This window comes from Runella salmonicolor, assembly GCF_024158025.1.
GTDB lineage: Bacteria > Bacteroidota > Bacteroidia > Cytophagales > Spirosomataceae > Runella > Runella salmonicolor.
The window spans coordinates 198,463-221,461 of the sequence record NZ_JAMZEL010000011.1 but is presented as its reverse complement, the minus strand read 5'-3'; the positions used below and the strand labels follow the sequence as shown (position 1 = coordinate 221,461).

The window sequence follows — 22,999 nt, the reverse complement described above, 5'->3', positions numbered from 1 at the left end:
TCACGTTTTTTTCACGTTTTAACAGTACAACCTAAGAAAACCCAACTTTTGGAGGCAATAAATTGACCGTATGGAGGGGGGAGTAGAAAGTTTAGCGTTTTCAGGCCGTTGACCCGTGAACCCGATTTAGTGATTTACCGGCAAAAATAGAGGGGGGGGGTATGTATCGGCAAAACTTCACAAAACTTCACTTTTAGAGTGAAAATTATTTGCTACGGGGCAAACCTAACAAAACCTTACATTGTGGGTAGTTGAGCCAACGCAAAAAAAGGTTTTACAAACTGTCCCAACTTTTGAGCATTTTTCTAAAAGTGTCCCCCAAACTGTCCCAAATTAAAAAATAAACCCCTTAACTCATTGAGAATTAAGGGGTTATTTGTATCAGTTGTGGTGATGGACGGAATCGAACCGCCGACACAAGGATTTTCAGTCCTTTGCTCTACCGACTGAGCTACATCACCGTTTCAGTCGCTTTCCCTATTGATTTGGGACTGCAAAGGTAGGGAAGTGAATTATATAACGCAACTTTTTTTGTAAAAAAATACGTATTATTTTTCTCAAAAAGGGCCTTTGCAAAGGTAACTGTACTGTTTTTCAGTTGTTAAGGAGAATATTTTTTTTATTCTCCTCCCACAAAATCACGATATAGGCTGCACTCTTCCAGTACTTCTTTGGTGTATTGCGTGGTGGCGTATTTGCTGCGCAGCAGGGCAAAGTACTTCCCAAGGCGCTTTTTCTCTTCAGCGCTCATGCGTTTTTGAAAAGCGGTTTGTTCGTCTTCTCCGTAGCCCAAATCACGTCCTTCATTGGCTTGATAGATAAAGAAGGCGCTTTGCTCGCACAGGGCGGCCCCAAAAGCGGCTTTGGCAGCCAATTCAGCATCTTTGGTTTGCATTGCTTTTTCGAAATACGTGCGGGCTTTGGTCATCACGTAGTAGTCCTCTCCCGATAAGTCGCGGGGTGGGTACATGTATTGGTATTCCGAGCTGCTCCGTTGCCGTTGTGAAAGTATCCAACTGTTGCCCCAATACCCAATGTTGTAGGCACCGCAACCCAAAAGGTAGGCCGCTTTGGCGTCGCCTTTGTTCATTTGGCTTTCTAGCTCCGTCATGCGTTTGGCAAACGTGGCGGGAGTAAACGTATGTTTTTTGCTTTCGCCGTTGTCAGGAGTCAAATGAAAGGGGTTCTCGTCGAAGTAAGTTGGAAAAACGGAGGTCTCGGCGGTCCAGTAGATGGGGGTTACCTTGCCAAACGCCTCGGCAGCTTTGGCGTATTGGTGCTGGATGAGGTATTTGCGGCCCAGTACTACGTACAAATAATCCGCATCCACGCCCGACAGTTTCATCAAACGCTTATCAAAATCGGTCGGAGTCGAGACCTGAAAGTATTTGATTACTTGCTCAATGGTCTCCGTCGAAGCGCTGTCTTCAATGGCATAGCGGTCTTTATTGGTCGCAAAAATAGGAGAGTAATCCGCATTTTGGGGACGCGACTGCCAACTTGCGGCGGCTTCCAACAAAAATGCTTTGGCCAAATGCGTGGCGGGAACATCTTCGGATTTCTTGCCGCAACTCGACAGAAACCCACCTGATTTTTTGTCGTCGAGGGGTTGGCCTCGGTACATTTTGGCGAGTAGGCCGCAAGCGCGCGTGTAGGCGTTGACCAGACGGAAATTGTCTGAGCCGCCAAAAGTCTCTAGCATACCGATGGCCTGCGTTTCAAATTCGGGCGTGATGGTTTCCTGTTTGGCAATCAGCAACAGCATTTGCTGGAGGGCCATTTGCTGTTTCAAGTAGCTGTTTTTCGTGGGTTGGGCCTGCGCTTTTGTCAGGAAATCGCTCGCTTTATTGTAGTCTTTGTTTACGTACGCCAAATAGGAGGCTGCGGTGTACCAAAACGCCGCATTATTGAGGGTTTTGTTCTCGGCACTTTCGGCCGTAAATGATTGTAATTGTTCAAAGTAAGAGGGTGATTCTTTGCGGTGCGCTTCAAAGGCCAACGTATCTTCGGTGTACGGAATTTCGCCCAATGAATAATATTCGGTTTTGTTGATTTCGCGCGCGGCAATTAGTTCAATAAGGCTGTTTTTGGGGTTGAGTTCCACCATTTTTTTTAGAAAGGGCAAACCATCCTGAAACGGTTGGATGGCACAGAGCGCGTATACGGCGGCTTTTTCGGCGTCATTTTGGCAATATGTCAATGCTTTTTCCTGAAACATCACCCCTTTCATGCGCAGACTCAAATCGGCTTCGCGGCGACGAGAGGGGCAGCGCTCAAATACTTGGGCGAATTCGTAAATAGCCTTGGCCGTATCTCCCATGGCCATGCTTGCCCCTGCGCGCCGGGCGTAGGCCCAGTCGCTGATAAACGATTTTGTTTTGAGGGGCTTGATGAGTTCGTCGTACAGTTTGACGCAAGCGTCGGGTTGGTCGAGCATCATCGCTAGTTTTACGGCCTGAAATCCGTACCGTTCCTTCAGAAATCCATCAGTGGCAACCCGCGCGCTCTGCTTGGCTTTTTCGTAAGATTCCACCAATACCAACGAATCCTTCCGCCCTTCTTCCCACGCATAGGTAGCGGGCTGATAGGCCTTATCGACGGTTTTGGCGAATTGCAGATACGCGATGGCGGCTTTGTTGCCCTTCAGCATGAGTCGGTTGGGAAGGGTGTTGTTGGCGCTTTCTGAGTAAAAATAATTATAGGCAATGTCGTTGGAAACGCCAGCGTATTTGGCCCAAGCTTCGGCGTTGGTGTTTTCAGCCAAGCGCAGCGAATCGCTGTACTCGTCGAGGTACAGAAACTGTTGGGTATAATGATACCGCCCGTCGCCTGGTTGAGTGTCGGTGCTTTCGGGTAGAAAATAGCTCGTAAATTCGTTTAAATCAGCAGGGCCACCCGCGCAGGCCAACAACAACAAAATGGCGATGGTTTTAGCGGAAGGTTTGAAATAGCTGCTGAATTGGGTCTTGAACCCCTTTCCCTTGCGGGAGAAAAACGCGGGTAGTCGGAACGGCATAGTAGGTAAGATTTAGGGAATCTAGGTGATATAACGCAAATGTAACCTTCCTATTTTGAATTTCCTGTGCTAATGTTTGGGTACTTATTTTTAGGTTTTCAAGGGTACTTTCTTCGACCCGGAACAGGTCGCCGCGCCGCACGGGAATACCGAAAACAGTGCCGTTTTGCACCACCGTGTAAGCATTGGGTAAGGGTGATTTGATAAAGAAAGGATGGTTTTGTAACTGTTTATGTGTAAGGTGATTAACGAATCGTAAAAATCGACCGTTGCGGTACACCACCGCCCACCGAAACACGGGTAGCACCACGTCCAGCGGTAACGGATAGGCGGATACGTAGTCGGCGTAGCGCCCCGCCACGTTCAGGTCAAGGATGGAATTTTCGGTCTTGATATTCTTCCAATCGTCCATGTTGTAGTACATCAGCATCCCACGCTCCACGGGCGGCACGCCGGTTGTGCGGTAAAACTTGATTTGGTGCAGTCGAATTGTAGCCGAAAGCCATGTGCGGTCGGGCAGATTTTTCTTCAATTGGGTCAGTAATCGAAAATATTTGGCCCGCGTCGCCAACGACCAATCGCAATCAATTTGTACTTCTCCCAGCGGGAAAGGGGTGAGGTTCTGGACTTTCTCAGCGATTTTTTTCGACAATTCATCCACGCCGCCCCAAGAAAGTTTTTCAAGGGTACGATTGGTTATAAATACCGTAGGAATTACCTCCAACGGTGGATTTTCGACAAAACGAATGGCGGCTTTGGGTACGGCCTGACGCGTAGAAATATCCCAATCCACGTCAAAAAACTTTACGTATAACCGTTGGATGCCATAGCGGCGCAACGCCGTTTTTTCGTAATCGTTAAGTTGAAAGGCGGATTTCCAATAATAAAAAGCCCGCGTCACTTCTTTGGGCTTGGGCGGAACATAGGGCGCAAAATAGCGCAAATACGATGCATCCGCTTTGCCCAAATACTGGGCCGTTACGTCAAATGAGTTGGGATGGTATTTGCTCAGGTAATGAATGGAGTAGGGCGTAAAATCCTTGATTTCCTTGTCAGCAATGACAGAATAAGGTTGGGCGCTAAACCAAAGGAGCTGTTGTTTAAGTGGCAATACCGCACAAAGTACCAGCGTAAAAATCATCAATGGCTTTTTGAACGAAAGGGCACTGACGCCCCAACAAATGACCATCAACGCGGGTAAACTTGCGCGTCGGGCCAAATCGTTGAAGTGGCCATAACGATAAAGGGTGATACCCAATAAAATGAGTAGTGAGCATAGTAGTAAGTTGAAATCCCGTTTGGAAATCGTTTGATTTTTATATCCCATCCCGATCAATACGGCCCAGATGCCGATTTCCAATACGATAAAAACAACTAAAAAAACAGCGTCTTTTGGTGTGTTAAAAAAATTCCACCACCAACCACTCACCTCATTCAAGGGAACGTGTCCTGCATAAAAAATCAGGGCAGGGTAGGCAAGAAGAGCTACGAAGAATAAAAGGTGAAAAACGTTGGAAAATGAAGAAAGAACGAGCGTTTTTTGGACAAAAGAGAAGTAAAATGCCAACCCCAAAAAGCCGATGGTAACCAAAGGGGACCAATAAAGCAGAAAAACAACCAGGGCAAAAGGAAGAAATGTAAGTGGCGTTTTTGGTTTTTCTTTCCAAAGCTTCAATAAAACAGCGGTGGAAAGCCACGCAGGAAGGGCATGTTGGGGCGTGGCGACGAATGCATCAACGTGGCTGTGGAACAACAACCCACCCGGAGATTTGATGAGTTCGACGGTGTGATCGTTTTGCCAAAAATCTTTTAGAAAGTGTAGGAAATGAGACGATTTGAAGGCGTCATAAGTGAGTAAAATCGCTTCTGGGCTGTTGAAAAACAAAAATAAAAACACCAATTTCCAGCCGTTGAGCCGATACAAAACTGTAAAAAGCAACCCAAGTCCGAGCCACGTCCAACCAAAAGTAAAGTAATGAACATACGACATCCCACCTACCCAACGCGCAAGTAAGGCAGAAGGTAAATAATACGCGTGATAATAGCATAAATACGAGCCATCGGTGTAGCGCACGGGCCAGTCGTAGCGGATTAGGTTATTGAAAATCAGGTTGTGTTTATAATAGTCAAAATGCTGCGGACGAAAACCGCCCACCCCCGCAAAATACGTCCAGAAAAGGGCAAGAAGCAGGCAGGCTGAAAGCGGGGTAATTTCTATTGAGCTGAACGTTGAGCGAAGATGAATTTCTGAAGATTTACAAAATGTGAATAAAAAATAACCCAGCACCAGCGTAGGCGGAAGGGCTACCCACCACTCAAACCATCCCCACCAAAAGATGAACAGGGGCAGCGATAAATACAGCAGAATAAAGGCGATGGTTTTCATTGTTTGGGGGCGTCGACAAAGATAAACAGCCAATTGTAAATTTAACGCTTGCGGTTGGTCTTTTGATTTTTGGGTGTTTGTCGTTATTTTCGTAAAAAAACAACGAAATGTCAATGCGTTTGCCCGTTTATTTGGATTACAATGCCACTACGCCCGTTGACCCACGGGTGTTGGAGGCGATGTTGCCGTGGTTTACCGAGCACTTTGGAAATGCCGCCAGCCGCACGCATCTCTACGGCTGGACCGCCGAAGAAGCCGTGGCGACGGCCCGCAAACAAGTGGCTAAACTGTTGCGCTCCAACCTAAAAGAAGTGGTGTTTACGAGTGGGGCAACAGAAGCTAACAATTTGGCTATCAAGGGGGTATTTGAAAAATATTCATACAAGGGTAAGCATATCATTACCATTGTTACGGAGCATAAGGCCGTGTTGGATACTTGTCATCATATCGAACAATTGGGTGGTGAAGTGACCTATTTGACGCCCGATTCCCACGGACTTATTGCCCCACAGCAAGTGGCTGATGCTCTGCGGCCCGATACGATTTTGGTGTCAGTGATGTATGCCAACAACGAAATCGGGGTCATTCAACCCATTCGCGAAATTGCGGAGTTAGCCCGTGCGGGCGGGGCGTTATTTCATACTGATGCCACGCAGGCGGTGGGGAAACTGCCGATTGATATGGTTGAAGAAGGCATTGATTTGCTGAGTTTGTCGGCGCATAAATTGTACGGGCCCAAAGGTGTCGGTGCGTTGGTGGTGCGGCAGGGCGTTGAAATTACGGCCCAAATGGACGGGGGAGGACATGAGCGCGGTCGCCGTTCGGGTACGCTCAATGTGCCAGGAATTGTGGGTTTGGGTAAAGCCTGTGAACTCGCCCAAAAGGAAATGGGCACCGAAACCCAACGCCTTGGTTTGCTGCGCGACCGTTTAGAAAAAGGTATTTTAGCGAACATTCCTCATACGTTTGTCAACGGAAATACGCCGCAGCGTTTGGCGCATTTGACCAATATCTGTTTTGAACACGTTGATGGCGAAAACCTATTGCTGAGCCTGAAAGACATCGCCGTTTCCACGGGTTCTGCCTGTACTTCCGCCTCGGTATTGCCTTCGTATGTATTGAAAGTTCTGGGCCTCACCGACGACCAAGCCTACGCTTCTTTGCGTTTTAGTTTGGGTCGTTTCAGCACCGAGGAAGAAATTGATTTTACGTTACAGCACGTGCTAGAAGTAGTTGAGCGTATGCGGGTAGGAAGTGTGGTTTAGGGCTTACAAGAGTACTCATTGTAGGGTGTAATGAGTACTCTTGTAAACTTCAATTCTGAGTAAAGTTCGTTGTAGATTGGTGTATTATTTAGGGATTCTTATTACTTGTTTGTGACTAATGTTCGTACCGTACTATAAATTTAGTTCACTTGTGATCTTGGATTGTAATTGGTATTTTTTTGGCGTTATTCCAAAATGTTTTTTAAACATTTTAGTGAATTTGATTGGTTGAGAATAACCTATCATTTCTGACACTAATCCTCCCCTTAGGCCTTTCAGAAGTAGCTCTGCTGCATATTTCATTTTTTTATTCAAATAATATTCGTAGAAAGATACTCCATAGATCTCCTTGAAAATACGTTTAAAAACTGAAATTGAAAGACCCAATGATTGCGCAACTTGTTGCATTTCAGGGTTTTTTGCATTTGCAAGGTGATTGTCAAGAATTGAGTCTACTTTTTCAATGCCTTTGTACTTACTTAAATGATGATTAACTGTCGGTTTTTTTAAAGAAATAGAATGTGAGTTATAACTTGCCTCTAATTGCATACTATTTGAGTAGGGGGAGTCTACTTTAAAATAGATATTTCTCTGCAATAAAAATTGGACAATCATCGCTAATTCCTTACTTTCAACATGAATGCTCACATAGAGCGGCTGCGACTGAGTCCCCATTAATGAATTAGTTCCTTCCATATTTCTGTTGACTTTAATGTTACAATTGTTTTGTACGAACCTTGTGACCAAGAAATATGCTAATCGTCAACTTTTTTATACAAATTGGGTACGAGAGGTCGTTAAAAGGACTTAAACTGTAATTTTATACAATACGGCTTATTATTTTCCTCGAAAATTTTAAAAAATAGCCCCAAAAGAAGCTTCTCTTTTAGGATTCCATGGTGCTGGTTTCAATAAGGAAATGAGTGTCTGCTTAAACTATTTTGAAAGGCCAGATTCACGCTTGCAGGGGGCGTTAGTTGCTGATTAGTAATTTATAACCGCATTATTTGTAGAGTCCTCGAGCACTTTTTTCAATGTTGGAAGCCTGCTTTCCCTTGATTCTATTTGCCGTCTTTCTCAATCATTCAATCCTTTCGCTCTAGTTTGGAGGGCTTCAACGGTATATCCCTAAAAGTGTTGATTGTTTAATGTGCTGAAAGTTAGTGATTTATATATTTTATAATAAAGAAGTTCGAAAAAAAAAGGCTCTGCTGAATCTAAGTGAAAGATGATTCCCGTAAGTCTGTTTGTAAGTCAAATTACACATACTAACCAATTGTAAAAACTTAATTTTTTTTAAAACAATCATGAAAAAAATCGCAATGTTGCTCGTGTCGGCGTTATTCATCAACGCTTCTTTTGCCCAAGAAAAAACCGTTGAAGTAGGCGGAGCGCCGATGTATCCCTCTAAAAACATCGTTGAAAATGCCGTGAACTCAAAAGACCACACTACCCTTGTGGCCGCGGTAAAAGCAGCGGGATTGGTCGAAACTTTACAGAGTGCGGGTCCATTTACCGTATTTGCTCCTACAAACGGAGCGTTTGATAAATTGCCCAAAGGCACCGTAGAAACATTGGTAAAGCCAGAGAACAAAGGTACATTGACCACCATCTTGACCTATCACGTAGTGGCTGGCAAAATGGATTCAAAAGCCATTGCGGAGGCCATCAAAGCAGGTGGTGGTACGGCTACTTTCAAAACGGTGCAGGGCGGTACGTTGAAAGCAATGATGAAGGGAAAGAAATTGATTTTGTCGGATGAAAAAGGTGGCATGTCGACCGTAACCATCAAAGATGTGTACCAAAGCAACGGTGTCATTCATGTGATCGACACCGTGGTAATGCCAGGTGCAGGTGCGTAGTTAGGGAGTAAAGTTAGGAGTAGGTTTAGAGAAGGCAGCGAGGAGCAAATATGTTCTTCGTTGCTTTTTTTATGCCTTACATACGTGTTGTTAAAATAAGCTTCCCTGTAATCCCCCTTTTTCGTATTCAATCAGCCATTTTTTGCGCCAAAGTCCCCCTGCATAACCCGTGAGTGAACCGTCGGTGCCGATAACACGGTGACAGGGAATAATCAACCAAATTGGGTTTTTGCCATTGGCAGCGGCTACGGCCCGAATCGCTTTTTCGTCGCCCAAACGGCGCGATAAATCTAAATAAGATACCGTCCGACCATAGGGCACTTTGAGCAATTCTTGCCAAACCCGTTTCTGAAAATCTGTGCCCTGAGGATTGAGCGGTACATCAAAGACCGTCCGTTGACCGTTGAAATAATCGGTCAGTTGCTCAATGGCGGAGGCTAAATCCTCTGGAATGGGGTGGTTGAAAGGGAGAGAAGTACCATCTTTTATGCTAACAACTCGGATGCCGTCGGTATCTCCTTCTATGTATGCAATGCCGAGCGGTGTTTGCAAATATGCAACAGACATGGGGTTGGGTTGATAAATTTTAAATAAAAATAGGAAGTTTTTGGACGGAATCGTAATTTTGCGGCGAATTTTTTAAACCACCAAATATGTCTGCTGTTGTTGAAACGGCCAGTTCGTTGGCCGACCGCATTATTGCGCTGGAAGAATCCTCTACCTTAGGGATGACCAAAAAAGCGCGTGAATTGGCCGCTCAGGGCCATAAAGTGATTAGCTTGAGCGTCGGGGAGCCCGACTTCAAGACCCCTAAGCACATCTGCGAAGCTGCAAAGCAAGCCATTGACGAGGGTTACCACGGCTATTCGCCCGTGGCTGGTTATGCTGATTTGCGTAAGGCCATTGCCGATAAGTTCAAAAACGAAAATAATATCAATTGGAAGGCCGAAAATATTGTGGTTTCGACGGGAGCCAAGCATTCGCTGGCCAACGTAATTCAGGTATTGGTCAACCCCGGTGACGAAGTGGTTATTTTGGCCCCTTACTGGGTGAGCTATTCCGAGATGGTTAAATTGGCAGAAGGTAAATCTGTGGTCATCGACGGGAGCTTTGAAAATAATTTTAAAGTAACGCCTGACCAATTGGAGGCTGCCATTACGGAGCGCACGCGCATCGTGATGTTTGCTTCTCCCAACAACCCGACGGGTTCGGTTTATTCAGAAGCTGAATTGCGTGCTTTGGCCGCCGTCATCGCAAAACACGAAAATGTGTTTGTGTTGGCCGACGAAATCTACGAATACATCAACTTTACCCCACAAGGGCATTTTAGCATCGGTTCTATTCCCGAAATCCACGACCGCGTTATCACCGTCAACGGAGTAGCCAAAGGTTATGCCATGACGGGCTGGCGCATTGGTTACATCGGTGCCGCTAAATGGATTGCCGACGGGGTAGAAAAACTCCAAGGACAGGTAACTTCTGGAACGGGTTCTATCTCGCAGCGGGCCGCTTTGGCCGCTATTTCAGGGCCGAAAGATGCTGCCAAAGAAATGTGCGAAGCTTATGAGCGTCGTCGTAATTTGGTGGTGGGACTACTGAAAGAAATTCCAGGCTTTAAAGTAAATATGCCCGAAGGCGCTTTTTATGCCTTCCCTGACATCAGCGAATACTTCGGTAAATCTGACGGGACTACTGTCATCAAAGATTCCGATGATTTTTGCACTTGGTTGCTCAATGAAGCCTACGTAGCCACGGTAGCGGGCTCTGGTTTTGGCGCTCCGAAGTGTATTCGTATCTCAACGGCGGCTTCTGACGAAAATCTGGTAGAAGCTTGTCGCCGAATCAAAGAAGCGGTAGCGAAATTGAACTAGATAAATTGCACACAAAAAGGGCTGTTTCATGCATTGAAACAGCCCTTTTGTATTTATTAAAGTGTCTGGAAATTAAAAAAACGAGGTTTTGAGAAACCTCGACGCAGGTTGTGAGCAACCCGCGCCACCCTAGCAACCCACGTCACCCCGCATCATTAAACTAATTCCTTCTTGTATTCTCTGGGGGTTTTACCCGTCACCGACTTAAAGGTTTTCGTAAAATGGGAAAGGTTATTAAATCCGTTGGTATAACACACATCCGTCACCGACGGGTTTTGGGTAAACATCTTACACGCTTGCTTTACCCGGTACTCATTCACAAAATCGGTGAAAGTCATTTGGGTTATTTTTTTAAAATAACGACAAAACGAAGGGACGGTTAGGTTGGCCAAATCGGCGACGGTCTGTAAATCAATCTCGCTGCGATAGTTTTTTTCGACAAACGCGTAGATTTGTCGGATGCGGGCCTCTTCTCGGTGGCTGTGCTCGTACGAAATTCCGTTTATTTTGAGTAAATTATATTCCTTAGTAGTAGCCAATTCCTGCAAAATCAATAACAATTGAATAAGTCGTTCAAAGTAATTGAGCGACGGCATCCGCAACATTTGTGCAGCAACATTTCGTTGGGTTTTTCCGTGAAAATTGAGCCCCTGTTTCGACAATTCAAAAAGACGTTTGATGGCGTGTAGTTCGGGACTTTGCAAAAAAGATTCCCCCAGAAAATCATCCCGCAACTGAATGACGATTTCTTCGTGCTCATTGTCGGCGCCGTAGCCAAAATTGAGGTGCGGAATATTGGGGCCAATAAACATCAAAGCGCCCTCTTCAAAGTGAGAAAGGTGCTGGCCGATGTGCCGTTTTCCAGTGCCTTTGTGGATATAAACAATTTCGTATTCGGGGTGCTGATGCCAAAAAAAACGATCTTCATGCGAGCGCCAGCGCAGTACTTTGAAAGAGCTGCCTTTGTCGGGGGTGATGTTCTCGTACTCGGTTTTCATGCTTGATTGTCGCGTATTCTTGCACAAATATTATCAAAATGTTAAAACAGAACAAATTCTGGAAAAAAGGGTATAATTATTTTAAGAAAGAAATGGCGACATTTGTATCGTTGTCAGAGAAGCAATCACACTACTTTTCTCGCTAGAAACCTATGATGATATCAGAAAAAAGCGGCTTTGGTCGCTTTTTTCTTTTAGTTGAATTCAATACTTGTTTGTAAGGTACTCCGGGCGTATATTTGTAAACGTTCGAAAAGTGGCTCTACTTTTTGGATGTAGGTTTTGGATAAATCTCTTCCTTTTCTTCGGTAAAATTTTAGTATGAAAGTCGCTACTACTCAGCCTTTTTCTATTGTTTATTCTCTTTTTCAGCACGAGTATCTCGGGTATTTGTTTGGGTCTTACGTAGTGCAGGTCAATGGAAAAGGAGAACTCACGCTGCTGAATCAGATTGTTTCCTCCAAAAATGTGGGTGAATTTTCGAAGGGATTGGATGAGAATGATTTCGAATTGGTGAAGGCCATTGATGCGATTCAGCAGGATACCATTTTTAAAAAATTCAACCCTAAAAAACTCCCCGCATTAGATTTTTTTCTGAAAGTATACGACCCCCAAAAAGGCGATAAACTGATACAAGAGGCCATTGCGGGCTACATTGAAAAATGGAAAGTAGAGATACTGGAACGTCTGAAATCCAAGGATTTGTACGTGATGGGCTCTGACGGGAATCCCGCTTGGAAAAAAATTGAGTGGATGCCTGAGCGGGCTAAAGTCTATTTTCATTTTAAGCGAAACGAAGAAAACACGCATTATTATCCCAACATAAAATACGCGGGCGAACGCCTGAATATTCGTAATCAGAATGCATTGCTGGTCTGTGATGAACCCGCGTGGCTGTTGATTCAGGATAAATTATACCATTTTGACCGGTTTGTGGATGGGAAAAAAATACGTCCGTTTTTGACCAAACCCCAAATCATTATTCCTCGCACGGTCGAAGAGCAGTATTTTCAGCGATTTGTGGTGCCTTTGGTGGCGGCCTATGAAGTGTATGCCGATGGGTTTGAGATAAAATACGAGACCGCCGAGCTGATTCCCATTCTGCATCTGACGGAGCTGACGCCCACTTCAAGTAAGATGGCCACGTTGTTTGAACCGACGGATGACGATGACACCATTGCCACCGACGACACGTCGCAAGTGGTGCTGGAGTTGTCGTTTCGGTACGGAAATTTCTTGTTTAAGTTTGATAGTTTTGCGGCCAATGCCAACGTGAGTTTAGAAAAAAGCGGTGATTCTTACCTCTTTCATAAAGTGAGGCGTGACATCCGCGTCGAAAAAGCCAAAGTGTTGTTGCTCAAAGGTCTTGGGTTGGATATGTTGCAGGGGCGCAAAAAAATGGCCCGAAGCGAGGCCTTTGAATGGCTCCGAACCCACCATTTTACGTTGAAAGAGGCGGGAATTCAAATTCGGCAGAGTGCCGAAAACGGGAAGCAGTACTTTTTGGGATATTCCTCCATTGATATTTCGTTTGAAGAAGGCCGCGATTGGTTTGATATATACGCAAAGGTGCGTTTCGGCGAGTTTGAGATTCCGTTTATAAAGCTTAAAAACCTGATTTTGGCCCGTAAAAAGGAATTTACGTTGCCCAACGGTGAGATTGCCATTATCCCCGAAGCGTGGCTGACGGCCTATTCTGAACTGTTTGCATTTGCCGAATATGACCCTGACAGTCAGCAGTTTTTGTTGCGTAAACACCACCTTGCCCTTGTTCAGGAATTTGCGGAAGATAGCCTCGCCAAGGTAATCATGAGCCGTAAATTAGAACAATTGCGCGACTTTAAAGAAATCGACGAAAATCCATTGCCCGAAGGTTTTGTGGGCACCTTGCGCCCGTATCAAAAAGCAGGATATGACTGGATTAATTTCTTGAATAACTATCGTTTTGGCGGTTGTTTGGCCGACGACATGGGCTTGGGCAAGACCGTGACCACCTTGGCCATGTTGCAGTACCAAAAAGAGAAGGGCGCTAATCGACCTTCGCTGCTGGTGATGCCAACGTCGCTGTTGTACAACTGGCAACTGGAGGCGCGGCGCTTTACACCCCAATTGCGGGTATTGGTCTATACTGGCACTTACCGCGATAAAAATCCCCGTCAGTTTGACGATTACGATTTGATTCTGACTTCCTACGGCATTGTGCGTATCGACATCGATATGCTGAAAAACTATCCATTTCACTACATTATTCTGGATGAATCGCAGGCCATCAAAAACCCATCGTCGCACATTACCAAGGCCGTGATGCAGCTGGATGCCCGCAATCGGTTGATTTTAACGGGGACGCCACTCGAAAATACGACCATGGATTTGTGGACGCAAATGACTTTTGTGAACCCCGGTTTGTTGGGTAGTCAATCGTATTTTAGGTCGCATTTTCAGGTGCCGATTGAAAAACACAACGACGAGAAGCGTTCGCAGAAGCTATATTCGCTGATAAAACCGTTTTTGTTGCGCCGGCATAAGTCGCAGGTTGCCTTGGATTTACCTCCCAAAGTGGAGAGTGTCCATTATTGCGACATGGTGGAGGAGCAGGAGCAGCGCTACGAAGAGACCAAGTCGTATTATCGTAATTATATTTTAGAACAAATTGAGGAAGAAGGCATTGCCAAGTCGCAGATTATGGTGTTGCAGGGGTTGACGAAGCTGCGCCAACTCGCCAATCACCCACGCATGATTGATGAAGAATATGAGGGCGAATCGGGCAAATTGGAAGAAATTCAGGCAAAGTTGGAAGAATTGTTGGCAGGAGACCATAAGGTGTTGATATTCAGTCAATTTATTCGACACCTTACCATTTTGCGGCGTTATCTGGATACGCGCGGCATTCGGTACGCGTACCTTGATGGCTCCACCACCGACCGTCAGGCACAGGTAGAACTTTTTCAGGAAAATGATGAAATCAAAATCTTCCTCATTTCGCTCCGGGCGGGGGGCTTGGGCTTGAATCTCACGGCGGCCGATTACGTTTTTATTTTGGACCCGTGGTGGAACCCAGCCATTGAGGCACAGGCCATTGACCGCGCCCACCGCATTGGGCAGCAACGGACCGTTTTCACCTATAAATTCATTACCAAAAACTCGGTAGAAGAAAAAATTCTGGACTTGCAGCGAAGCAAGCAAAAACTCTTCAACGAACTGATAACCACCGAAGAAAGCTTTGTAAAATCCCTGACGAAGGAGGATATTATTGATTTGCTGGCGTAAGGAAGGGGGATATTAAACCCTAAGAAACAAAAAACACTACCACCAAAAAATCACCTCAAAATCAACAAATTTCCCCGAAAGATATGCCCTTCGGATTGCGTAATGATTTGGTACGCGTAGTTTCCTGACGGCAATGAAGTTCCGTTGAATGTACCGTCGAAAGGCTGTTTGTTGTTTTTTGTTGAATTGTAAATGGCGTGCCCCCACCGGTCAAAAATCTTGATTTCGGCGTCTGGAAATTCCTCTAATCCTCTGGGCTCCCAAGTGTCGTTGATTCCGTCGCCGTTGGGAGTAAAGGCATCGGGAATATATACCCCCTGCACGATGTTGACCGTAATGGTATCTTTACTGGTACAACCATTGGAACCGCTGACGGTGAGTTGATATGAGGTGGTTCGGTCAGGGGTAGCGTAAGGACTAGCAACGGAGGGCGACGACAACCCCAAGGCGGGCGTCCATTGAAAATTAAAGCCATTGGAGGCGTTCAGTGCGTTGTTTTGATTCAACTGCACCCCCCCAACCGACGAAATGAATTGGTCGGGCCCCAATTCGAGCGGAGGCGAGGCCAGCACAACGGCGGTCTCGACGGCGGTGCCCGTCAGGCAGGATTTGGGGTCGTCGAGTAGGTAAGAAATCGGGTGTGCGCCAACGCCCGCATTTTTTGGGGAAAAGGTATTTTTGTTTACCCCGTCACCGCTAAATTTACCCCCCGCTGGCGTGCCAGCCAAAGTAACTAAATTGGTATCATTGCTGCATCTGACGGGAATGATATTCATGCTAACTTTAACGGTGCTGTCCAATTTAATACTCAGCGGTGTGGATTGCCCTTGGCAGCCGTTTTGGTCGGTAATGGCTACGGCGTATTGCCCTATCTGCGTAACTTTAAAGGTTGAATCAGTTGCGCCCGCAATGGCCACACTGTCGCGCAGCCATTGAAACTTGACCGATGGCTCGGAGGCCAAAGTCGATAGTTTGAGGGAGCCACCGGGGCACAATAAACCGCTTGGCACGGAAGATTCAATCAATACTTTGGGATTGGGAACAATCGAAATGAACGCAGGCGAGGATGTATTGGTGTTGCAGGCCCCTTTTTTTGTCAACGTCACGGTGTAGGCGCCACCTTCTTTTACCACCAAAATAGAATCTTTTTGCCCCGCAATCACGGCTCCGTCTTTGAACCATTCGTAAGTAATATTGGGCTGCTTGGCCCCCGCATTGAGCTGGACGGTTTTGCCTTCGCATACCTTGGCAGAAGCCACGGCGCTGGGGCGATTCACCTCGCTGATTCGAATGGTGGCAGGCGGTGGCGGAAGGCAATCTTCCACTTTGATTTGGTATTCGCGGTATATTTCGCTCAACGGAACGCCGTTGCGGCTGTGTTTGATTAAAAAACCGACGGAGTAGACCCCCGCTTTGGCAGGTTTTGCCGAAATGGGTAAATTAGCAACTCCTTGTGCGTTAATCAAAAACATGGTCGGCAGGTAAAAATTCCCCCCCGGCAACATTTGACTTGGTGAAAAACCCGCTTTCCAAGCCACGGTTTGGTAACGAACTTTGGCGGTTGAATCGCCCGTCAGGGGGGAGGTGTTTTGGAGTTGGATGGTGTAATTGCCGCGTCCTAGGCCCGTTTTGAGCGGATTAGAGCCTACTTGGAGACTGAAATTGGTGTCTTCGTTGGTACAAAAATAATTGAACGAATCGGGCGTCCACTGCGGCGTGGTTTTGCCCGGCTCTAGGTTGTCAAAATATTCCCAAAGGTACTGAGGGGAAAACCAATGATAAAGTACTATGTTGGAAGAGGCGACGTTTTCGGTGGGGTTTCGGTTGCCCACGGGGTCATTGATGATATAGTAGCCGTCGGGGTCAGAATATTTATCAGGTTTGAGAATTAAGCTTTGGTTGTAATGGACAAAAACATAAGTCGTTTTTTCGCTTTTGTTGCAGGAGGAGGCCGATTTTGTGCCGCTTATGTCTTTGCTTTTATCGGCAAAAAACGTTTCAATTAATTCGTGGTCTTTTTTTCGATAAATGCCAAAACGAAGCCGATTGGGAAGCGCTTCATAACCCGCTTGGTCGGCAAAGAAAGTACAGCCTACATCGTACACATAAGCTGTATTTGTGGCCTGATAGCGTCGGTCAATCTGCCCTCCAAAGATGCGTTGAGCCTGAGCCACCAAACACAAACCTACCAAACCAAAGGCCAAAAAAATAGAGTAGCGCATTCGTTGTTTATTGAGACCGAATGTCAAATTTAACAAAAAAAGATAAACATCGGTGACTATTCGGTAAAGTTCAAAACAGAATTATTCAAGGGTTTGTTATAAAAAAAACGCAAAATTTGCGCTAAAAAGGCATCTATTCATGCAACGTTTGGACCTTCAATTTTATCAGAAATACGAAACCTTATCTTTGGCAAAACAGCTGTTGGGTTGCGAACTTATCCACGAGAGCCCGGAAGGGCGCACCGCTGGCATCATCGTTGAAACCGAAGCCTATCTGACAGGCGACCCCGCTTGCCACGCCTACCGAAAAAAAACGCTACGAAACGCTGCCATGTTTGGCCCGGCAGGTTCGGTGTATGTGTACCTGATTTATGGTATGTATCACTGCGTCAACATCGTCAGTGCCGAAGAAGGAAAAGGAGAAGCAGTGTTGATTCGCGCGCTGGAACCTACCGATGGGATTGAATTGATGGAACTCCGGCGCGCGGAAAGAAAGGGGCAGAAGTCGTCGTCGTTTTCGCTACGGGAACTTTGCAACGGGCCAGCAAAACTGGTGCAGGCCATGGGAATTACCCTTGCGGGTCACAATGGTAGCTCGCTTTTGGACGACGCCCTCTACATTACTCCGCCCCAACAGGCTGATTTTGAGGTGGTAACCACGACGCGCATCGGCATTACGCAGGGTGCAGATTTGCCGTATCGTTTCTACATCAAAGGAAACCGCTTTGTGAGTAAAAAATAATTGCCGTAAGTGTTTATCCTAAAGCTTTGCATTTAACCACTCGGTATTTTCAATCAGGCGCACCAATTTGCTGTGCGAAGAGATTCCCTTGAGTGCTTCCAAATGACGGCTGTGGTGCAAATCCGTTCCTAAAAAAGACGCCTGTTTGTTCTGAACAAGTTGTTGACCCATGGCTTGGGTGTGTTTTCCGTAATAACCCACCAATGAGAGCAAGTTGACTTGCAACAAACATCCGAGCGATTTTATGCGCTCAAAGTCGTTCATAGATAAATAATTATACCGTTCGGGGTGGGCCAGAATCGGAATCAGGCCCTGCGCCTGAATTTTAAAAATCGTGTTTTCGTAATTAAGCGTCGGTGCCACGTACGACATTTCAACCAACACATAACGGTTAGCAATGGGAATCAATTGGTCATTTTCCAGCAGGGTATCAAATCCATCGTCTAGCATGTATTCAGCCGATGCTTCTAGTTTGATTTTCAAACCTGCGGCGGTGATTTCCTCGTTTACCTTAGCGGCGAGGGCCTTGATGTCGTCGGGTTTATTGGGATATAATTCCCGCATTACGTGCGGCGTAGTAATCACTTTTTGATACCCTAGCGTCTCCAATTCGGTGAGGTAGTGGAGGGTGGTGGGCATATCGGGGCTTCCATCGTCAATTCCGGGCAATAAATGGGAGTGCATATCGGTCGCTAACCATTTAAAAATTCGGTGTGTTTTTCCGGAAAATAGACGTTGAAGAAAAGACATAATTTGGAACGAATTGGAAATGTTAATTTAAATATTCCCGTCTGTTTTTACTCAAATGAATGGGGAGACACGAAGGGTTTTAAATAATGAAAGTACAACAATCTTGTAAAATAATTACACCTTATTTTTAGAGTCAATCACAATCGTCACGGGGCCGTCGTTGAGCAGTGATACTTTCATATCGGCCCCAAATTCACCCGTTTGAATAGGACGCCCAAGTTCTTCCGCAAGGCGTTGAATCATTCGGTTGTACAAAGGAATGGCGACTTCGGGCCGCGCGGCTTCAATAAACGACGGGCGGTTGCCTTTTTTGGTACTCGCGTGTAGTGTAAACTGACTGATAAGCAGTATGTTGCCGTCAATGGATTTGAGGTCAAGGTTCATTTTACCTTCGGTGTCGGAGAAGATTCTCATCCCGACAATTTTCTTGGCCAACCATTCGGTGTCTTCGTCGGTATCGGTGTGCGTAATACCCAAAAGTACCAGAAAACCCTGTTGAATTTGGCCGTTTATTCGGCCTTCTATGGTGACGGAGGCTTCCGACACGCGTTGAATGACTGCAATCATTAAGGATAAAATTGTAAGGTGCAAAGTAAAGGCTAAAAACGTTCAAGTACTAAATATTTAATCATAATATGGGCTAAAACCGCCCGAATAGCCTCGAAATGAACCATGGTCGTTTGGTTGGAATGTAGGTTTTGTAAGTATCAATCAGGAAAGATTGCCTTTATTTTACAGTTTCACTCACCCATTTTAAATCTATGTTTCGCGCCTTGGTTTTTGCTTTTATTCTTGCGGTTGGCTATGTATCGGTAAGCTTTATGCCTCCAGCAAACAAACCCAACATTATTTACATTTATGCCGACGACATGGGCTACGCTGAACTTGGATGCTACGGCCAACAGAAAATCCGGACGCCGCACCTTGATAAAATCGCGGCTGAAGGCATTCGGTTTACGCAACACTACACAAGTACGCCCGTGTGTGCGCCCGCTCGGTGCCAATTGTTGACCGGAAAACACGCGGGGCATTCCTACATTCGTGGCAATTATGAGTTGGGCGGCTTTGCCGATTCGTTGGAAGGTGGACAAATGCCGCTGTATCCGGGCACGTTTACCATTGGTCGGATGTTGCAGCAATCCGGTTACAAAACCGCTTGCATCGGCAAATGGGGCTTGGGCATGGCCAATACCACTGGCAACCCCAACCAACAGGGATTTGATTATTTTTACGGCTATTTGGACCAAAAACAGGCCCACAATTTTTATCCGACGCACTTATGGGAAAATGGGAAATCGGTTCCTTTAAACAATACCTACATTGATGTTCACCGCCGCCTAACGCCCGAAACGGCTACTAAAGAAGCGTTTGCGTATTACCGTGGCAACGACTACGCCATCGACAAAATGTCCGAAAAGGCATTGTCTTTTGTGCGTGAGAACCGAAATAGGCCTTTTTTCCTGTATTTGCCTTTTACAGCCCCACACGTTTCGTTGCAAGCGCCCGCGTCGGCGGTGGAGGAATACATCGGAAAATTTGAAGAAAAACCGTATTTGGGACAACAAAATTATGCCTCCACGCCTCAGCCACGCGCTACGTATGCGGCCATGATTACGCACATGGACAAGCAAGTGGGCGCGTTGATGCAGTTGTTGAAAGACCTGAAACTGGACGATAATACCATCGTGATGTTTTCGAGCGACAACGGTGCGACCTTCAACGGTGGGGTAGAAGCGGCCTTTTTTAGGAGTGTTTCAAACCTGCGGGGGTTAAAAATGGATGTCTACGAAGGCGGTATTCGGGAGCCGATGATTGCGCGTTGGCCGGGACGTATTCCTGCTGGAAAAGTGACCGACCTCGTGTCGGTGCAGTACGATGTAATGGCAACCTTGGCCGAAGTAGTTGGGTATAAACAACCATTGGACACCGACGGAGTGTCGTTCCTGCCGACCTTGTTGGGGCAAAAAGACAAACAGAAAAAACGTGAATTTATCTATTGGGAATATCCCGAAAAAGGCGGGCAACTGGCGATTCGGATGGGTAATTGGAAAGCCGTAAAAACCAACGTTCGTAAAAATCGTAAAGGCCCTTGGGAATTGTACGATTTAAGCAAAGACCAAAGTGAAATCACCAATGTAGCCGCGCAGCATCCCGAATTGTTGCGCCAATTTGACGCCATCGTACAGCGTGAACATGTGCCTTCGCACCTTAAAGAATGGGAGTTTGTGAGTCCTAAATTTGGGGAATAAAGTGCTATGTTTAATTGGGAGATTTTCGCTGGGTTGTGCAACCCTTTCGTTGGTTTTGAGAAACCAGCGTCGTTATCCTATCTTTTAACTATCAAAAAAGCCGAACTACGTAGGTAGTCCGGCTTGGGGTTGATAGGAACAGTGTGAACGTTAATTTTCTACGGTTTCGGTCACGGGAATTACGCCTAATTTTTGTCCCACTTTCGTAAATGCCGCCACGGCACGTTGAAGGTGCGCTGGCTCATGCCCCGCCGAAATCTGGACACGAATGCGCGCTTTGCCTTTGGGCACTACAGGATAAAAGAACCCAATGACATAAATGCCTTCTTCCAACAATTGTTTGGCAAATTCTTGGGCCAACGGTGCATCGTAAAGCATGATTGGAACAATCGGATGCTCACCAGGCAAAATGTCAAATCCAACGGCGGTCATGGCCTCGCGGAAGTAGCGCGTGTTGGCTTCAAGCTTGTCGCGCAGGGCGGTCGAGGCCCGCAGCAATTCCAACACTTTGAGCGAAGCACCCACAATGGAAGGAGCTAAGGTATTGGAAAACAAATACGGCCGCGAGCGTTGACGCAACAATTCTACAATCTCTTTCCGCGCCGCCGTAAACCCACCCGACGCGCCTCCGAGGGCTTTTCCGTACGTGCCCGTGATGATGTCGATGCGGCCCAATACGTTTTTGTGCTCAGGCGTGCCACGACCCGTTTTGCCCATAAAACCGCTGGCGTGGCATTCGTCTACCATGACCATGGCACCGTATTGGTCGGCCAAATCGCAGATTTTATCCAACTGCGCAATGGTGCCGTCCATCGAAAAGACGCCGTCGGTGACAATTAATACCCGTCGGCAGGAGGTAGCGGCTTGAAGTTGCGCTTCCAAATCGGCCATGTCGTTGTGTTTGTACCGAAAACGTTTGGCTTTGCACAGACGGATACCGTCGATAATGGAAGCATGGTTGAGTTCGTCGGAAATGATGGCGTCTTCTTCGCCCAATAAGGGTTCAAAAACTCCGCCGTTGGCGTCAAATGCCGCCGCGTACAAAATGCAATCTTCGGCCCCGACAAACTCTGCCGTTTGGCGTTCGAGTTCTTTGTGGATGTCTTGCGTACCACAAATAAACCGTACCGACGACATCCCGAAACCGTGGGTGTCGAGTGCCTCGTGGGCGGCCTTAATCACCTCTGGGTGCGAAGAAAGTCCCAAGTAATTGTTGGCGCAAAAATTCAGTACTTCGCGTCCGTCCTGCACTGCAATCACGGAAGATTGTGGCGTGACGATGATGCGTTCGGTTTTATAAAGGCCCGCTTCTTTGATGGCGGCCAATTCTTTTTGAAGGTCTTCTTTGATGCTTCCGTACATGGTGCTAAGCAGTTACGTGATACAATTCGTTGAGATGGGTAATCATTTCGTGCGTCATTTTGGGTAAATCAAACGCGGGTTTCCAGCCCCAATCTTGCCGGGCAACCGAATCGTCAATGCTTTTGGGCCATGAATTAGCGATGGCTTGCCTAAAATCGGGTGCATAAGTTACCTTAAAATCAGGGAAATGCTGCTGAATAGAGGCCGTCAATTCGGCGGGAGTAAAGCTCATTCCCGCTAAATTATAAGACGTACGAATGGTGATGTTATCGTCGGGCGCTTCCATCAATTCCAGCGTGGCGCGGAGCGCGTCGTCCATATAAATCATGGGCAAACGGGTGTCGGCAGCCAAAAAACATTCGAAATCATGGCCCTGAACAGCTTCGTGGTAAATGGCCACTGCGTAGTCGGTGGTGCCACCACCGGGCATGGATTGGTAACTGATGACGCCCGGATAACGCAGCGAGCGTACATCCAGTTTGTAGCGCTTGTGGTAATACACCGACCAATTTTCGGCGGCCACTTTGCTGATGCCATAGACCGTGGCGGGGTCCAAGACCGAAGACTGGGGTGTTTCTTCTTTGGGGGCATGTTCGCCGAAGGCAGCAATCGAACTCGGTACAAAAACCTTGTCTAGATTAAACGTTCGGCCTATTTCTAAAACGTTGAGTAAAGTCTGCATGTTGAGGTTCCACGCCCACAATGGGTCTGCCTCGCCTTTGGCCGAGAGCACGGCCGCTAGGTGATAAATTTGGGTAACACGGTGCCGCTGAACGATGTCGGCCAGCGCCGTTATGTTGGTGGCATCCAAAACTTCAAAGATGGCTTCCTCGTGCCCTGTTTGGCGAATATCGGTAGCGATGACGTTACCGAATCCGTACATTGTTTGGAGGCGTGGTAAGAGTGCCGTGCCGATTTGCCCGTTGGCCCCGATGACTAAAATGGTTTCGTGCTTCATGGTTCAATGGGTGTTGAGTAACTGATTTTTGGAAGAATGATGAAGTGTAAT

At 46.5% G+C, this 22,999-nt stretch carries 16 protein-coding genes and 1 tRNA gene; 6 read left to right on the top strand and 11 right to left on the bottom strand.

Annotated features, from left to right (window positions below; genetic code table 11):
• Positions 1-388 precede the first annotated feature (388 nt).
• The 3 genes from NCI00_RS22600 to NCI00_RS22590 all read right to left on the bottom strand — a co-directional run bounded on the left by NCI00_RS22600 (position 389) and on the right by NCI00_RS22590 (position 5,402).
• A tRNA-Phe gene (locus NCI00_RS22600) sits at positions 389-461 on the bottom strand.
• A 158-nt stretch (positions 462-619) separates the two neighbouring features.
• Positions 620-3,016, bottom strand: coding sequence for a hypothetical protein (locus tag NCI00_RS22595; RefSeq protein ID WP_253531517.1), 2,397 nt, complete (start codon positions 3,014-3,016; stop codon positions 620-622).
• A complete protein-coding gene (locus NCI00_RS22590; RefSeq protein WP_253531516.1) occupies positions 2,931-5,402 on the bottom strand; it encodes a hypothetical protein in 2,472 nt (823 codons plus the stop codon). The genes NCI00_RS22595 and NCI00_RS22590 overlap by 86 nt, the downstream gene beginning before the upstream one ends.
• 113 nt (positions 5,403-5,515) lie before the next feature.
• Here NCI00_RS22590 and NCI00_RS22585 point away from each other — a divergent pair, with 113 nt between their 5' ends.
• Complete coding sequence (locus NCI00_RS22585; RefSeq protein WP_253531515.1) at positions 5,516-6,667, top strand: cysteine desulfurase family protein; 1,152 nt, start codon at positions 5,516-5,518, stop codon at positions 6,665-6,667.
• Positions 6,668-6,799: 132 nt separating this feature from the next.
• On the opposite strand, the gene NCI00_RS22580 is transcribed toward NCI00_RS22585, so the two are convergent.
• On the bottom strand, positions 6,800-7,363 hold the full coding sequence (locus tag NCI00_RS22580; RefSeq protein WP_253531514.1) for a helix-turn-helix domain-containing protein: 564 nt from the start codon (positions 7,361-7,363) through the stop codon (positions 6,800-6,802).
• Positions 7,364-7,974: 611 nt separating this feature from the next.
• Here NCI00_RS22580 and NCI00_RS22575 point away from each other — a divergent pair.
• Positions 7,975-8,529 (top strand): fasciclin domain-containing protein, encoded by a 555-nt coding sequence (locus tag NCI00_RS22575; RefSeq protein WP_114459391.1) that lies wholly within the window; start codon positions 7,975-7,977, stop codon positions 8,527-8,529.
• A gap of 90 nt (positions 8,530-8,619) precedes the next feature.
• Here the strand turns inward: NCI00_RS22575 and NCI00_RS22570 are convergent, their stop codons facing one another.
• Positions 8,620-9,096 carry a methylated-DNA--[protein]-cysteine S-methyltransferase gene (locus NCI00_RS22570; protein WP_253531513.1) on the bottom strand — a complete coding sequence of 159 codons (477 nt, stop codon included), beginning with the start codon at positions 9,094-9,096 and terminating at the stop codon, positions 8,620-8,622.
• 86 nt (positions 9,097-9,182) lie between these two features.
• On the opposite strand from NCI00_RS22570, the gene NCI00_RS22565 reads away from it, so the two are divergent.
• Positions 9,183-10,400, top strand: a complete 1,218-nt coding sequence (locus NCI00_RS22565) for a pyridoxal phosphate-dependent aminotransferase (RefSeq protein ID WP_253531512.1) — start codon at positions 9,183-9,185, stop codon at positions 10,398-10,400.
• A 155-nt stretch (positions 10,401-10,555) separates the two neighbouring features.
• Here NCI00_RS22565 and NCI00_RS22560 read toward each other — a convergent pair whose 3' ends face one another.
• The gene (locus NCI00_RS22560; protein WP_253531511.1) at positions 10,556-11,398 is read right to left on the bottom strand and encodes an AraC family transcriptional regulator; all 843 of its coding nucleotides are present in this window, start codon (positions 11,396-11,398) and stop codon (positions 10,556-10,558) included.
• A gap of 321 nt (positions 11,399-11,719) precedes the next feature.
• Between NCI00_RS22560 and NCI00_RS22555 the strand changes: the two genes are divergently transcribed.
• Positions 11,720-14,665: a DEAD/DEAH box helicase gene (locus tag NCI00_RS22555; RefSeq protein WP_253531509.1), complete on the top strand. Its 2,946-nt coding sequence runs from the start codon at positions 11,720-11,722 to the stop codon at positions 14,663-14,665.
• A 50-nt stretch (positions 14,666-14,715) separates the two neighbouring features.
• Here the strand turns inward: NCI00_RS22555 and NCI00_RS22550 are convergent, their stop codons facing one another.
• Entirely contained in the window at positions 14,716-16,887 is a 2,172-nt protein-coding gene (locus NCI00_RS22550) for a T9SS type B sorting domain-containing protein (protein WP_253531506.1), read from the bottom strand.
• Between the two features lie 139 nt (positions 16,888-17,026).
• Here NCI00_RS22550 and NCI00_RS22545 point away from each other — a divergent pair, with 139 nt between their 5' ends.
• Entirely contained in the window at positions 17,027-17,629 is a 603-nt protein-coding gene (locus NCI00_RS22545) for a DNA-3-methyladenine glycosylase (protein WP_253531503.1), read from the top strand.
• Between the two features lie 18 nt (positions 17,630-17,647).
• Here NCI00_RS22545 and NCI00_RS22540 read toward each other — a convergent pair whose 3' ends face one another.
• Positions 17,648-18,379: a tyrosine-protein phosphatase gene (locus NCI00_RS22540; protein WP_253531500.1), complete on the bottom strand. Its 732-nt coding sequence runs from the start codon at positions 18,377-18,379 to the stop codon at positions 17,648-17,650.
• A gap of 114 nt (positions 18,380-18,493) precedes the next feature.
• On the bottom strand, positions 18,494-18,946 hold the full coding sequence (gene dtd / locus NCI00_RS22535; protein WP_253531497.1) for a D-aminoacyl-tRNA deacylase: 453 nt from the start codon (positions 18,944-18,946) through the stop codon (positions 18,494-18,496).
• A gap of 194 nt (positions 18,947-19,140) precedes the next feature.
• On the opposite strand from dtd, the gene NCI00_RS22530 reads away from it, so the two are divergent.
• Positions 19,141-20,628 (top strand): arylsulfatase, encoded by a 1,488-nt coding sequence (locus tag NCI00_RS22530; protein WP_253531494.1) that lies wholly within the window; start codon positions 19,141-19,143, stop codon positions 20,626-20,628.
• 150 nt (positions 20,629-20,778) lie between these two features.
• Here the strand turns inward: NCI00_RS22530 and kbl are convergent, their stop codons facing one another.
• Positions 20,779-21,990 carry a glycine C-acetyltransferase gene (gene kbl, locus NCI00_RS22525; RefSeq protein WP_166560701.1) on the bottom strand — a complete coding sequence of 404 codons (1,212 nt, stop codon included), beginning with the start codon at positions 21,988-21,990 and terminating at the stop codon, positions 20,779-20,781.
• A 4-nt stretch (positions 21,991-21,994) separates the two neighbouring features.
• Complete coding sequence (locus NCI00_RS22520) at positions 21,995-22,948, bottom strand: NAD-dependent epimerase/dehydratase family protein (RefSeq protein ID WP_253531491.1); 954 nt, start codon at positions 22,946-22,948, stop codon at positions 21,995-21,997.
• Positions 22,949-22,999 lie beyond the last annotated feature (51 nt).